The sequence below is a fragment of the Xanthomonas arboricola genome, from assembly GCF_002940665.1.
In the GTDB taxonomy this organism is placed as follows: domain Bacteria; phylum Pseudomonadota; class Gammaproteobacteria; order Xanthomonadales; family Xanthomonadaceae; genus Xanthomonas; species Xanthomonas arboricola_B.
The window spans coordinates 977,187-990,063 of the sequence record NZ_MIGY01000001.1 but is presented as its reverse complement, the minus strand read 5'-3'; the positions used below and the strand labels follow the sequence as shown (position 1 = coordinate 990,063).

Below are 12,877 nucleotides of genomic sequence, written 5' to 3'. Positions count from 1 at the left end.
CATCGATGCGAGCCTGCTGCGCCAGGCTTGAAGCTGGAACTATTTCGTAAATAAGAGACTGTGTTAATGAAGACTGCGTTGATTACTGGAATCTCTGGTCAGGATGGGGCTTATCTGGCCCAATTGCTCCTGGACAAGGGGTATCGCGTGTTCGGCACCTATCGCCGAACGAGTTCCGTCAATTTCTGGCGGATCGAGGAGCTGGGGATCGCAGCCCACCCGAACCTTCATTTGATCGAATACGATCTGACCGATCTGGGTTCAAGCATCCGCATGCTTGAAAACGCTGGCGCCACAGAGGTTTACAATCTGGCGGCTCAGAGTTTCGTCGGTGTGTCGTTCGACCAGCCGACGACTACCGCGCAGATTACCGGTATCGGTCCGGTTCACCTGCTCGAAGCGATCCGCCAAGTTAATCGGGATATCCGTTTTTACCAGGCGTCGACTTCGGAAATGTTCGGCAAGGTGCAGGCGGTTCCGCAGATCGAGACCACGCCATTTTATCCGCGTAGCCCTTATGGCGTGGCAAAACTTTATGCGCACTGGATGACCGTTAATTACCGTGAAAGCTACGACATCTTCGGTTCGAGCGGCATCTTGTTCAATCACGAAAGCCCACTGCGTGGACGCGAGTTCGTGACGCGCAAGATCACCGACTCCGTCGCGAAGATCAAGCTCGGCCTGCTCGATTGCATGGAGCTGGGTAATCTCGACGCGAAGCGGGATTGGGGCTTTGCACGCGAGTATGTCGAAGGAATGTGGCGGATGCTTCAGGCAGACGAGCCCGACACCTTTGTGCTTGCGACGAATCGCACAGAGACTGTTCGTGATTTTGTCAGCATGGCCTTCAAGGGCGCCGGGATCGATGTCGAGTTCCGCAACAGTGATGTGGACGAGATTGCTGTGGATGTGCAGACGGGTAAGACGGTGATGAAAATCAATCCGAAATTCCATCGTCCTGCCGAGGTGGAATTACTCATCGGCAATCCAGAAAAGGCTGAACGCGTACTGGGCTGGCGTCCTGAGACGAGCCTGGAGTCGCTTTGCCAAATGATGGTGGAAGCAGATCTGAAAAGGAACGAACGTGGTGCTTCCTTCTGATATTGCTGGAAAGCGGGTATTGGTCACTGGCGCGTCCGGTTTTACCGGCCGCTATGTGGCGGATGAACTAAAAAGCCTGGGCTGCGAAGTGCTGGGGCTCGGCGGATCTGATCAGCCTGCACCGCGCTGGGCCAGCACCCTGGCGCCGGTCGACCGTCATTACCAGGCCGACCTGCGTGATCAGGATGCTTTGCGTGAGGTGCTGAAAACGACTTCTCCGGACATCATCATTCATCTTGCCGCCCTTGCGTTTGTGGGGCACGGTAGTGCAGATGATTTCTATAATGTAAACCTTGTGGGTACGCGCCACTTGCTGCAGGCAGTGGATGAGGCTGCAATCTCTCCTGGGCGCCTGCTTATCGCCAGCAGTGCCAACGTTTATGGCAACTCCTCGGAGGGACGCCTGGACGAATCGGTAGTCCCGGCGCCGGCAAACGATTACGCCATCAGCAAACTGAGCATGGAGTATGTGATTCGGCTTTGGCAGAGTCGGTTACCCATCATCGTGGTCCGGCCGTTCAACTACACCGGCAGGGGGCAGTCGGAAAACTTCTTGATCCCCAAGATCGTCTCGCACTTTGTCAGGCGCGAGCCGCGGATCGAGTTGGGAAATCTGGATGTATCACGCGATTTTGGCGACGTCAGGGCGGTTGCATCCGCCTACGGCAAACTGTTGCAGTCATCCGACGCCATCGGTCGCACGGTCAATGTGTGCTCCGGAACGGCCTATTCCCTTCGGGACGTGATCGACCTGTGCACACAGATCACTGGCCATTCGTTGGAAGTTTCGGTGAATCCGAAGTTTGTCCGTAGCAATGAAGTCAAGATGCTATGCGGCGATAACCGGCTACTGCAGGAACTTGCGGGAAGCTGGACGTCTCCGCCGCTACGAAAAACCCTGGAATGGATGCTGGAAGAGGGCTGAGCGAAGCTTGGCCGAGCGGAATATAGCGGCCAGCTAGCCGGGCCTGGCGATCTATCTGCGCATATGCGCGGCGCCGATGGAGAGAAGAAGCCTGCCGCACGATGATTGATGAGGCCAGACAGCCTGCGTCACGTCGAGTCTGACGTGACGCGGGCTGTTGGTTGGTCGGCAGGCATACAACCAAGTGGTTGACAGGAAGATCTAAATGACTCAACCGCGCGCGCTGTCAACCACGTAGAGGCGCGCAACAAATTTCAGGCTTCAGGTTGAGTGAAGTCAGGTGCAACTGCACCTGGAGCTTGCCCAGCGGCTGCTAGGGCGTGTGGCCCGCCAGCTGCAAAGACCTGAGTGAGATGCCCAGAGTGCGCGTGTCCGATGACAGTCCAAGTTCAACTGGCGAGGCGGGGCGATCGTAGTGCAGTTCGACTCTGACCTCATCGCCAGCCGCCACCGCTGGCAGTGCAACACTGATCTGCTGCGGCTCTGGCGCGGATGCTTTCAGCGTTTGATGCTGCCAGTTTCCGCCATTGACGCGAACGCCGACGTCCATGGATTGGCGTTGCGGCGCCCATAGGCCGCCAACCTGTAAGACAAGCTGGGTGCCCGCTGCCGCCGATTTCTCGATTCGCACCAAAAGCCCCGAATCTTGGCCGATGGACCACACTCCAAATGGTTCATCGCTGGACCAGCCATTTGTCAAAAAGGGCCGCAAGTCAGCAGGACCTACTGTCTTACCTGCCGAAAGCAGGGAGGGTTTCATCGAAGCGGCATCCAGGGAAGATTCGGTCTCTCTCGCCGTGCAGCCAGGAAATAGCACGCATAGGACGGCAGCCAGCATGGCAACCCTAATGCCGTGGTTTGCGGTAATCATTTTGGATCCTGGCGGCTAATGGTGTGGAAAGGAATGCGCATTTTTTAGTTGGCAGGTTTGATCGGCGCGACCTTGAACCAATCGAAAGCCATACCGATTCCGTAGGAGTGATTATCGACGGCGAGCAGGAAGGTAGCTCGATTATTGCCATCCTTCAGGAAGGACGAGGGCAATTCCCCATAAAATTCATTGGCATTGATCCAACGTAGTGGGATCACATGGTTGTTCACTGAAACGGCGAGCTGCTCGGGGTGTATACCGGGTGCAATGGCCCTGACCTTTCCGCGAACCCGATACGTCCCGCCAGCAGGTTTGAGGCGGAATTGAAGCCACGGATTTTCTACCACGTTCCACGAGAACGAAGCCCGTTCTGCGGAACCTTCGGGTTGCCATTGGGCATCCTGCCATCCTCGACCGGGTGCAGGCACATCCAAGTTCCACCAGCGGCCGAAATCCCACCTGAAGCTGGTCTCTTGTTCCCTGTGGCGGAATTGATCGAAAGCCAGAAGCCAGGGGGAGGGAGCAAGCATGGCGCGATAGCGTTGCGAAACGGTGTCGTTGCGCAGCGAAAGTTCGTCCTTGCGCGCACCGACCAGTGGCACGATGCCATTTTCGGGAATGCGTACGACCTGAGTGGTGCTCTTATCTGCGCGATACAAAACGCTTTGCGGCGGCGACGTATAGCCTGGCCCATCAACGGCTGCGCCTGAGCTGAACTCCCAGTGGTCGGGGTACTCGGCACATTGGCCAGTGCGGCCTCTTTCGTCCGTGCGTTGCCAGTCGTTCTCAGGCTGATTGCAGATTTGCACCCGGTTGATCGGCTTCCCGTACAGGTACGTCAGCGCGTTCATCATGTTTTCCCGCAGCATCCACACGCTGTTGATCCGGTGGGAACCATCGAGAATGAGGAGATCGCGCTCGTTGTCAATGTCCGGCAAGCTTGCCGCCACGTCCTTGAGGACCTCGCGCTCCGTATCGGAAATCTGTTCGTAGTGATGGAACTGAAACATCTGCGCCGCCATGCCCAACACGATCAGCACGGTTCCCAACAGCACTGCCAAGGTTCGACGCCCCCCAGAGAGAAGCATGACCAGAGCAACTGTTGCCAGTGCCCCGCCCGGCGTGGCGAAAAGGAAGGTGCGTTGACTGATGCTGGTATGCGCCGGCGACGCAAGAAAGGGAAGATAACCGACGGCAGCAAACACCACACCGGTGAAGAGCACCCGCATCGACCAGAGTGCGCCGATGTGCCTTCCCGGCGTTGGCGTTGAGACAGGTTCGCGTACGTAGCGGAGCAGAGCGACTGCCATCAACGCAATGGCTGACAGATACCAGAAGCTGCGGTATTCGACGAAAAGGATCCGCGCGGCGTCGATCCAGCCGCCCACTACGCTCCGCCCAATGCCCGTATAGAACATCACGTGGGCGCGGTCCTTGAGCAGCGCAATGCCACCCGCCTGACCCTTCAACACGTCCCCCTGGTAGGTCGAGCCGTGTTTGGCAACGTAGTAGATGTAAGCCGCACAAGCCAGGACGCCGATGCACCAGACCAGCGAAACGTACCAGCGGCGTAACGGCACCCGGATCGTTTCCACCAACCCCAACCGAAACCATAACAACAGCAGGGGCAGGATTGCGTATGCCAACGCCAACTCGTAGATCAGCGTGGCGACGACCAGCATGGCTGTGGACAGCAGCGACAACAGGATCGCTCTGGTCCTGCTGGCCATCCGTTCACTTTCATATGCATGCACAATCCCGATCACGCCGGCCAAAGCTAACCCGACAGACCAGTTGATATGAAAGGAACGGAACGACAGCTGCATCGTATCGGCGGGATAGATGACCACCAGCAGCGCCAACAACACGGCGTAGAGCCGCGAGCGCAGCATCCACCACCCCAGGATTCCGCCGCAAATACCCTTCAACACCAAGGCCAGCATTTGCAACAGATGCATGGCGAAAAAGGAGTTTGGCGATAGTTGGTACGCGATCGCATTTGGCAACAGCATGAGAGGCCGCATGCGATGAGTGGGGAGGGGCCCGCCCTCGCCGACCCAGTAGAACACGCCGTGGCGAGTAAACAGGCTCAGAAGATCCCATTCCTCGATATGCCCCATCATGTTGAAGCCGAAGGGAAGCCAAAGCAGCATGACGATCGCTATGGAGCAAGCGATGAACAGCATGGTGCGTTGAGAAGCGTCGTTGCGGACAAGGATGTTTGACATTCGATGACTTGTTTGGTTGCAGTTGCGGCGTAGGTTGGATTTAGACGTGATCGCGACGTCGGTCCCGGTTGAAGACCCAGAAATTCATCACGAGAAATACCACGACAGGCACGACGACGGCCGAGAACGCAATGCCCCACGCGTAATGCAAGTGCAAACTGTTCACAGCCACGCCCATCCCGATGATGGACAAGGCGAGGTTGAAGCTGTGCAGCAAAATGAAGCGCAAGCCTTCCGAACTCAGATGACCCGAGGACACGAACGTAAAGTTGCGATGCGCGACGAAATTGATTGGCACCAACACCAGGTAGCAGAGCGCCGTCGCCATGGTCGGCTGCATGCCGAGCTTTGATACAGCTAACCAAGTGAGCGCACTGAAGGCGACGGTACTGGCGCCGCCAACGATGCAAAAGCGCAAAAAGCGTGCGGCCAGGGCGCGATGGCGCTGCGATATCACTGCACGTTCTCTTGCTCTTGGCCTACGTTGAGCTGTTGGCCCTTTATGTATTGGGGACGATTGCTGACGTTGAGCAGCACACGCCCCACGTACTCGCCCACCACGCCCAGCGCGAGTAGCTGGATGCCGCCCATGATCAATACCGCGACGATCAACGAGGTCCAGCCGATGACGGTGTGCGGCCAAAGCAGCTTCTGCACGATCAGCACGATGGCGCACAGAAAGCCGAGGCCGGAAGAGACGATTCCTGTCAGCGACGCTACCCGTAATGGCGTGATCGAGAAACTTGTGGCCATCTGCATCCACAGCGAGATTGATTTGCGCAGGCTGTATCCAGACTTGCCATCGCTTCGGGCGTGGTGCTCAGCTTCTATGGTGGTGATATTGCTGGTGCTCTGGACGATAAGGCCATCGACATAGACGAAGGGGCCACCGTAGCGCAATATTTCGTCACGAACTTCGCTGATCAAGCCGCGAAATGGCGAAAGATAGAGTCCGCGGGGTTTGGCGAGCAGCCATGAAGCCATGCGGTCATTGAACTGGCTGCCGAGGCGCTTCCAGAGAGCGTGCCGCCGGCTTTTGAACTGCACGTAGCAAACATCCGCTCCACTGCGCAGCTCTGCCACGACGCGCCCGATGTCGGACGGCGAGTGTTGCAGGTCGTCATCCATGGTGACGATGTAACGGCCGCGTGCCACACCGAATCCCGCCATCAACGCGTTGTGCTGCCCCGCGTTCTTACGCAGCCGGACTCCCTTCAACCAGGGCCGGGAGGCGCACAGCGATGTTATGACCTGCCAGGAACTATCCGGGCTGCAGTCGTACACCAGTACAACTTCGAATTGGTCGGTGAGCGCAGTCAGCGACTCCTCGAGTTTCTCGGCAAGCGTAGGCAGGATGGTGGCGCTGCCATAGACCGGGATGACGACGGATATCTCAGGTTGCATCGCTCGTTCCGTAGTATTTGCGGATCAGCCTGGCGATGTATCCGGGAGAGGAGTCAATGCCAGTGGCAGTTGCATAACGAACAAATGGTGCCGAATCAGGCGCGGCGCCGCCGCCTCGGTCTACAACGTCGATGATTGCCTTCTTGCCCAGCGTGGCCTCCAGCATTGAGACCAGCTCGAACAGAGTGACGTTTTCTGGCGGAGCAAGATCCAGCACGGCATTGGTTTCGAGCCGGTTCTCAACCAGATAAAGGGTCAATCGGGCGACATCTTCCACATCGATCAGGCAGCGCACTGCCTTGACCCAGATACGCAATGGCTCCGCGTTGCGGATGCCACTGGCGAGATAGTTGGACAGAGTGTGAGGGTTGTCGGTGCGTCCCACGACTTGAGGCAGGCGCAGAATCAGAAACTCGTCCCGTTCCGCGATCAGCCGTTCCATCTTCAGCTTGTGGCGGACGTAATGGGTTTCGGCACGGTCGGGGTCTGTCACGCTGCAGGTGCTGAAGTAGACGAACCGGCCCCGCGCGTCCCGCAGGGCCTTGCCCAGCAGACGTGCTTCCCTTTCGAATGCCGCAGGATCGGTCTCAGATGAATTGGACACCCCGGAGGCGAATACCGTGGCGCTGAGCTCAGCGAGCCTATCTGCTGCGAAGGATCTGGCCAGCAGGCCATTACCGATGATCACTTAATTACCACTTCCCATTTATCGACTTTGTCCTTACAAAGTGCCGGACAACTAAAAGGCCGCCGGCACTATACGATCGTCCCAGGCAACACTCGCTCCGACCGTGGCATATCCCCATCAGGCATGAAAGCGGACAGCAGTGCCGCCGCCACGCTGACGGCGCAGTATACCTTCCGCTGTGGCGGCCGTCGTAACCCTGCGCGTAGCCGTTAGCCCAAAGCCTGTTCCAGCTCAGGCAACAGCGCAAACAAATCCCCCACCAACCCAATATCGGCAATCTCGAAGATCGGCGATTCCGGGTCCTTGTTGATCGCCACGATCGTGCCGGCGTCCTTGATGCCGGTCAGATGCTGGATCGCCCCACTGATGCCGATCGCAACGTACAGCTCGGGCGCGATGATCTTGCCGGTCTGGCCGACCTGCAGTTCGTTTGGCACGTAGCCGGCGTCCACGGCGGCGCGCGAGGCACCCACGGCGGCGCCGAGTTTGTCGGCCAGGCTGTAGATGTGCTGGAAGTTCTCGGCCGAGCCGACGCCGCGGCCGCCGGAGACCACGCGCTTGGCGCTCTGCAGGTCCGGGCGGTCGGAGCTGCCTGCGGCCAAGCCGACGAAGCGGGTATGGGTGGGCAGCGCGGCATCGACGGTGACTGCTTCGACCGTCGCACTGCCGCCGGCTGCCGCTTCCGGCCAGGAGGCGCTGCGCACGGTGGCGACCACGACCTGGTCGGCCGGCGCTTTCACCGTGATGATCGCATTGCCTGCGTAGATCGGGCGCTTGAAGGTGTAGGCATCTTCGACCGCCATCAGGTCGGAGACCTGGTTGACACCCAGCAACGCGGCAACCACCGGCATCAGGTCCTTGCCGAACGTGGTCGAGGGGCCGAACACATGGGTGTAGCCCTGGCCGGCGAGCTGGGCGATCTGCGGCCCCAGTACCTGCGCGATGGCATGTTCGTTAGCGGCGTTTGCCACTGTCAGCACGCGAGCAACACCCGCCAGCTGCGCGGCCTGCGCCGCAACCGCGGCCGGATCGGCCGCCAGCACGACGATGTCGATGGACTCGGCCGACACGGCCAGCGCGGCGCTGAGGGTCTTGGCGGTGGCCGCGTTGAGCTGGCCGTTGAGATGTTCGGCAACGATGAGAACCTTGGCCATTACAGCAACCCCTTCTGCTTGAGTGCGGCCACCAGCTCGGCGGCGTCCTTGACCATCACGCCGCGGCTGCGCTTGGACGGCGGCGCGTAATGGGTAGTAGCCAGGCTATCGTGCGCAGCGACGCCGAGATCGGCAAATGCCAGCGTTTCCAGCGGCTTGCTCTTGGCCTTCATGATGTCCGGCAACTTGATGAAGCGCGGCTCGTTCAGGCGCAAATCGGTGGTGACCACTGCCGGCAGGTCCACTTCCAGCGTCTCCAGGCCGGCATCGACTTCGCGGGTCACCGTGGCCTTGCCATCGGCGACGACCAGCTTGCCGGCGAAGGTCGCCTGCGGGCGGCCCCACAGGGTGGCCAGCATCTGGCCAGTCTGGTTGGCGTCGTCGTCGATCGCCTGCTTGCCCAGGATGACCAGGTCCGGCTGTTCCTTTTCGACCAGCTTGAGCAGGGTGCGCGCGGCGGTCAGCGGCTGGATCGCCGCGTCGGTGACCACGTGGATGGCGCGGTTGGCGCCCATGGCCAGGCCGTTGCGCAGATGCGCCGCAGCATCGGCCGGCGCCAGGGTAGCGACCACCACCTCGGTGGCGATGCCGGCGTCGCGCAGGCGCAACGCCTCTTCCAGGGCGATTTCGTCGAACGGGTTCGGCGAGAGCTTGACGCCGTCGGTGACCACACCGGAGCCATCGGGCTTGACCTGAATGCGGACGTTGTAGTCCACCACGCGCTTGTAGGCGACGAGGATTTTCATCGTGTACGAGATCCTTCAGCTGTTGCGGGAAGGCCCGGCCGCGGTGGCAGGCTCGGGAGTGCGGTCATTCTAACCGGGCGAGGCGCACCATGCGATGGCGTATGGATGTTGCGACGCAACACTTCCGAGCATTGTTTGGGCAATGCTTAGGCCCGGTATTGCCCAGACCGTATATCCTGTGTGGTTTGAAAATGCGGCGCCGCGCGCGCGCGACCAGGAGGGGTAGATAGTGGCGACTTGGCTAGTAACCGGCGGTGCCGGCTTTATCGGCGGAAACTTTGTTCTTGAGGCAGTCGCGCGCGGGATCCGCGTGATCAATCTCGATGTGCTCACCTATGCGGGGAACCTGAACACGCTGGCGTCGCTGGAAGGCAATGCCGACCACGTCTTCGTCAAGGGCGACATCGGCGACGGCGCGCTCGTGACCCGTCTGCTGCAGGAACATCAGCCGGACGCAGTGTTGAACTTCGCCGCCGAAAGCCATGTGGATCGCTCGATCGAAGGCCCTGGCGCGTTCATCCAGACCAACGTGGTCGGCACCCTGGCCTTGCTCGAGGCCGTGCGCGACTACTGGAAGGCGCTGCCGGATGCGCGTCGCGAGGCCTTCCGGTTCCTGCATGTGTCCACCGACGAGGTCTATGGCACGCTGGGCGAGACCGGCAAGTTCACCGAGACCACGCCGTATGCGCCCAATTCTCCGTATTCGGCGTCCAAGGCGGCCTCGGATCACCTGGTACGCGCGTTCCACCACACCTACGGGCTGCCGGTGCTGACCACCAACTGCTCGAACAATTACGGCCCATACCATTTCCCGGAAAAGCTCATTCCGCTGGTGATCGCCAAGGCGCTGGCCGGCGAGCCGTTGCCGGTGTACGGCGATGGCAAGCAGGTGCGCGACTGGTTGTTCGTCAGCGACCACTGCGAGGCGATCCGCACCGTGCTGGCCAAGGGCAAGGTCGGCGAGACCTACAACGTGGGCGGCAACTCCGAGCGCCAGAACATCGAGGTCGTGCAGGCGATCTGCGCACTGCTGGATCAGCACCGCCCGCGTGAGGATGGCAAGCCGCGCGCGAGCCAGATCACCTATGTCACCGATCGCCCCGGACATGACCGTCGCTACGCGATCGATGCCTCCAAGTTGAAGAGCGAGCTGGGTTGGGAGCCGGCGTATACCTTCGAGCAAGGCATCGCGCAGACGGTGGAGTGGTACCTGACCAACCAGACCTGGGTGCAGGGCGTGCTGGATGGCAGCTATCGGCTGGAACGGATCGGCGCCGCGGCCTAACGCGAGCCCTTAGCAAGAGCCCGCGCATGTAAGCGTATGCGGGCCTCAACAGGACATCCCTGATGACACAACGTAAAGGCATCATTCTGGCGGGCGGCTCCGGCACGCGCCTGTACCCGATCACCAAAGGCGTCAGCAAGCAGCTGTTGCCGGTGTACGACAAGCCGATGATCTACTACCCGCTGAGCGTGCTGATGCTCGCGGGTATCCGCGACATCCTGATCATCAACACGCCGCACGAGCAGGCGCTGTTCCAGTCGCTGCTGGGCGATGGTTCCCAGTGGGGCGTCAATATCCAGTATGCCGTGCAGCCCAGCCCCGACGGCCTGGCGCAGGCCTATCTGATCGGTCGCGAGTTCGTCGACGGCAAGCCGAGTTGCCTTGTGTTGGGCGACAATATCTTCCACGGGCATGGTCTGACCGATACCTTGCGCCGCGCCGATGCGCGTGAGCAGGGTGCAACCGTCTTCGGGTACTGGGTCAACGATCCCGAACGCTACGGTGTTGCCGAATTCGATCAGCAAGGCAAGGTCATCGACATTGCCGAAAAGCCGGAAAAGCCCCGTTCCAACTACGCGGTCACCGGCTTGTATTTCTATGACGGCAAGGCCAGCGACTACGCCGCTGCGTTGAAGCCCTCGCCGCGCGGCGAGCTGGAGATCACCGATCTCAATCGCTGCTATCTCGATGCCGGCAACCTGCACCTGGAGCCGCTGGGACGCGGGTATGCATGGCTGGATACCGGTACGCATCAGTCATTGCACGAAGCGGCCAATTTCATCGAGACCATCCAGATGCGCCAGGGCCTGCAGGTGTGCTGCCCTGAAGAAATCGCATTTGGTCAGGGCTGGATCGATGCGGAGCAGCTGGAGCGCCTGGCGGCGCCGTTGTTGAAGAATGACTACGGCAAATATCTGACTGCATTGGCCAAGCGCGGGGTCGTCCATTGAAAGTGATCGAAACGACGTTGCCCGGCTGCGTCGTCATCGAGCCTGCGGTCTTCGGCGATGCGCGCGGCTATTTCTTCGAAACATGGAATGCAGAGCGCTTCGGGCAGCATGGCCTGCCGACAAGCTTTGTACAAAGCAACGTCTCCACGTCCGCCAGGGGCGTGCTGCGCGGTTTGCATTACCAGTGGCCCCGGCCACAGGGTAAGCTGGTAAGCGTGCTCGAAGGCGAGGTGTATGACGTCGCGGTGGATATCCGCGCCGGATCTCCCCACTTCGGGCGTTGGACCGCCGTTTTACTGAGCGCAGAAAACCGACGCCAGGTCTGGATACCTGAAGGCTTTGCACATGGCTTTGCCGTGCTTTCAGAGAAAGCATTATTCAGCTATCTGTGCACCGACATTTACGTCAAGGAAGCAGATGCAGGCGTGCGTTGGAACGATGCGGCGATCGGGATCGATTGGCCGATCAGCGATCCAGTGTTGTCCGCCAAGGATGCCAAAGCGCCGTTCCTTGATGAGGTGCCAGTCGATCGACTGCCGGTGTACATGCCGTGACCACGGTGTTGTTTGGTGCCAATGGGCAGGTCGGGACGGAACTGCTGCGCGCACTGGCAGCCGATGACGCAGTATGGCCAACGACGCGCAGCGGCCGGTTGGCTGATGGAAGTGCGTGCGAGACGGCGGATTTCGACGCGCCGGAAATGCTGGCCGCCTTGTTGGACCGGGTCGGCCCGTCGCGCGTGGTCAATGCGGCCGCCTACACCGCAGTGGATCGCGCCGAACAGGAGCGAGATAGCGCCATGCGCGCAAATGCCATCTCGCCCGGCGTCATCGCCGCATGGTGTGCATCCCGCAACGTTCCGCTGGTGCACTACTCGACCGACTACGTCTTCGACGGTCAGGGCGCCGCGCCGTATCCGGAGGATGCGCAAACCTCGCCGCTGGGCGTGTATGGCGAGACCAAGCTTGCTGGCGAGGAGGCGATCCGTGCTTCGGGTGCGCAGCATCTGATCCTGCGCACGGCATGGGTGTACGCCTCGCACGGCGCAAATTTCCTGCGCACCATGTTGCGTGTCGGTGCCGAGCGCGATGAGCTGCGTGTGGTGGCCGATCAGGTCGGAACACCGACACCCGCCGCCCTGATTGCCGATGTCACTGCGCAGTTGCTGCGCCAACGCACACCCGACACGTCGGGTACCTGGCACCTCACGGCTGCAGGGCAGACCAGCTGGCATGGTTTTGCCGAGGCGATCTTCCAGCAAGCTGTCAGCGCAGGCTTGCTGTTGCGCGCGCCGCGCGTGGTGCCGATCACGACAGCCGACTATCCGACGCCCGCAAAGCGGCCGGCGTACTCGCGGCTGTCGATCGACAAACTGCAGCGCGATTTCGACATCGTGTTGCCGGACTGGCAGCTCGGCCTGCAGCGCGTGATTGCCGAAATCGCCGCTGCCAGAGAGTAAATCCGCAACTCTGGTCGGTGGCGATAGGTCCGCTGATCAATACGAGCCGCAAAAACAAACAGCCGG

At 60.3% G+C, this 12,877-nt stretch carries 13 protein-coding genes; 6 read left to right on the top strand and 7 right to left on the bottom strand.

The genetic code is table 11. The features are described from left to right. Positions 1 to 66 precede the first annotated feature (66 nt). Both gmd and XarjCFBP7645_RS04210 read left to right on the top strand, forming a co-directional pair. Positions 67 to 1,101, top strand: coding sequence for a GDP-mannose 4,6-dehydratase (gene gmd / locus XarjCFBP7645_RS04215; protein ID WP_104536337.1), 1,035 nt, complete (start codon positions 67 to 69; stop codon positions 1,099 to 1,101). Beyond that, positions 1,085 to 2,026, top strand: coding sequence for an NAD-dependent epimerase/dehydratase family protein (locus XarjCFBP7645_RS04210; protein ID WP_181126171.1), 942 nt, complete (start codon positions 1,085 to 1,087; stop codon positions 2,024 to 2,026). Before gmd ends, XarjCFBP7645_RS04210 begins: the two co-directional genes overlap by 17 nt. Before the next feature lie 313 nt (positions 2,027 to 2,339). Here the strand turns inward: XarjCFBP7645_RS04210 and XarjCFBP7645_RS21295 are convergent, their stop codons facing one another. The 7 genes from XarjCFBP7645_RS21295 to XarjCFBP7645_RS04180 all read right to left on the bottom strand — a co-directional run bounded on the left by XarjCFBP7645_RS21295 (position 2,340) and on the right by XarjCFBP7645_RS04180 (position 9,117). Continuing rightward, positions 2,340 to 2,897 carry a hypothetical protein gene (locus XarjCFBP7645_RS21295; protein ID WP_181126170.1) on the bottom strand — a complete coding sequence of 186 codons (558 nt, stop codon included), beginning with the start codon at positions 2,895 to 2,897 and terminating at the stop codon, positions 2,340 to 2,342. Positions 2,898 to 2,941: 44 nt separating this feature from the next. Beyond that, positions 2,942 to 5,125, bottom strand: coding sequence for a hypothetical protein (locus XarjCFBP7645_RS04205; RefSeq protein WP_146096267.1), 2,184 nt, complete (start codon positions 5,123 to 5,125; stop codon positions 2,942 to 2,944). A gap of 40 nt (positions 5,126 to 5,165) precedes the next feature. Next, on the bottom strand, positions 5,166 to 5,582 hold the full coding sequence (locus tag XarjCFBP7645_RS04200; RefSeq protein WP_164739457.1) for a GtrA family protein: 417 nt from the start codon (positions 5,580 to 5,582) through the stop codon (positions 5,166 to 5,168). Beyond that, a complete protein-coding gene (locus XarjCFBP7645_RS04195) occupies positions 5,579 to 6,529 on the bottom strand; it encodes a glycosyltransferase family 2 protein (protein WP_104536333.1) in 951 nt (316 codons plus the stop codon). Before XarjCFBP7645_RS04195 ends, XarjCFBP7645_RS04200 begins: the two co-directional genes overlap by 4 nt. Further along, positions 6,519 to 7,217, bottom strand: coding sequence for an NAD-dependent epimerase/dehydratase family protein (locus XarjCFBP7645_RS04190; protein ID WP_104536332.1), 699 nt, complete (start codon positions 7,215 to 7,217; stop codon positions 6,519 to 6,521). The genes XarjCFBP7645_RS04195 and XarjCFBP7645_RS04190 overlap by 11 nt, the downstream gene beginning before the upstream one ends. 209 nt (positions 7,218 to 7,426) lie before the next feature. Beyond that, a complete protein-coding gene (locus XarjCFBP7645_RS04185; protein ID WP_047129352.1) occupies positions 7,427 to 8,371 on the bottom strand; it encodes an electron transfer flavoprotein subunit alpha/FixB family protein in 945 nt (314 codons plus the stop codon). After that, positions 8,371 to 9,117 (bottom strand): electron transfer flavoprotein subunit beta/FixA family protein, encoded by a 747-nt coding sequence (locus tag XarjCFBP7645_RS04180; protein WP_104536331.1) that lies wholly within the window; start codon positions 9,115 to 9,117, stop codon positions 8,371 to 8,373. Before XarjCFBP7645_RS04180 ends, XarjCFBP7645_RS04185 begins: the two co-directional genes overlap by 1 nt. Positions 9,118 to 9,346: 229 nt before the next feature. Here XarjCFBP7645_RS04180 and rfbB point away from each other — a divergent pair, with 229 nt between their 5' ends. From rfbB to rfbD, 4 genes are all read left to right on the top strand, one after another. After that, positions 9,347 to 10,402, top strand: a complete 1,056-nt coding sequence (rfbB, locus tag XarjCFBP7645_RS04175; protein ID WP_104536330.1) for a dTDP-glucose 4,6-dehydratase — start codon at positions 9,347 to 9,349, stop codon at positions 10,400 to 10,402. Between the two features lie 62 nt (positions 10,403 to 10,464). Next, positions 10,465 to 11,352 (top strand): glucose-1-phosphate thymidylyltransferase RfbA, encoded by an 888-nt coding sequence (gene rfbA / locus XarjCFBP7645_RS04170; RefSeq protein ID WP_104536329.1) that lies wholly within the window; start codon positions 10,465 to 10,467, stop codon positions 11,350 to 11,352. Further along, complete coding sequence (gene rfbC, locus XarjCFBP7645_RS04165) at positions 11,349 to 11,906, top strand: dTDP-4-dehydrorhamnose 3,5-epimerase (protein WP_104536328.1); 558 nt, start codon at positions 11,349 to 11,351, stop codon at positions 11,904 to 11,906. The genes rfbA and rfbC overlap by 4 nt, the downstream gene beginning before the upstream one ends. Next, entirely contained in the window at positions 11,903 to 12,811 is a 909-nt protein-coding gene (gene rfbD, locus XarjCFBP7645_RS04160) for a dTDP-4-dehydrorhamnose reductase (RefSeq protein ID WP_104536327.1), read from the top strand. Before rfbC ends, rfbD begins: the two co-directional genes overlap by 4 nt. The last annotated feature ends 66 nt before the right edge of the window (positions 12,812 to 12,877 follow it).

Coding starts and splice junctions, on each gene's coding strand:
- XarjCFBP7645_RS04205 (WP_146096267.1), bottom strand. CDS start 5,125: ATGTCAAACATCCTTGTCCGCAACGACGCTTCTCAACGCACCATGCTG.
- XarjCFBP7645_RS21295 (WP_181126170.1), bottom strand. CDS start 2,897: ATGATTACCGCAAACCACGGCATTAGGGTTGCCATGCTGGCTGCCGTC.
- XarjCFBP7645_RS04180 (WP_104536331.1), bottom strand. CDS start 9,117: ATGAAAATCCTCGTCGCCTACAAGCGCGTGGTGGACTACAACGTCCGC.
- XarjCFBP7645_RS04195 (WP_104536333.1), bottom strand. CDS start 6,529: ATGCAACCTGAGATATCCGTCGTCATCCCGGTCTATGGCAGCGCCACC.
- XarjCFBP7645_RS04185 (WP_047129352.1), bottom strand. CDS start 8,371: ATGGCCAAGGTTCTCATCGTTGCCGAACATCTCAACGGCCAGCTCAAC.
- rfbA (WP_104536329.1), top strand. CDS start 10,465: ATGACACAACGTAAAGGCATCATTCTGGCGGGCGGCTCCGGCACGCGC.
- gmd (WP_104536337.1), top strand. CDS start 67: ATGAAGACTGCGTTGATTACTGGAATCTCTGGTCAGGATGGGGCTTAT.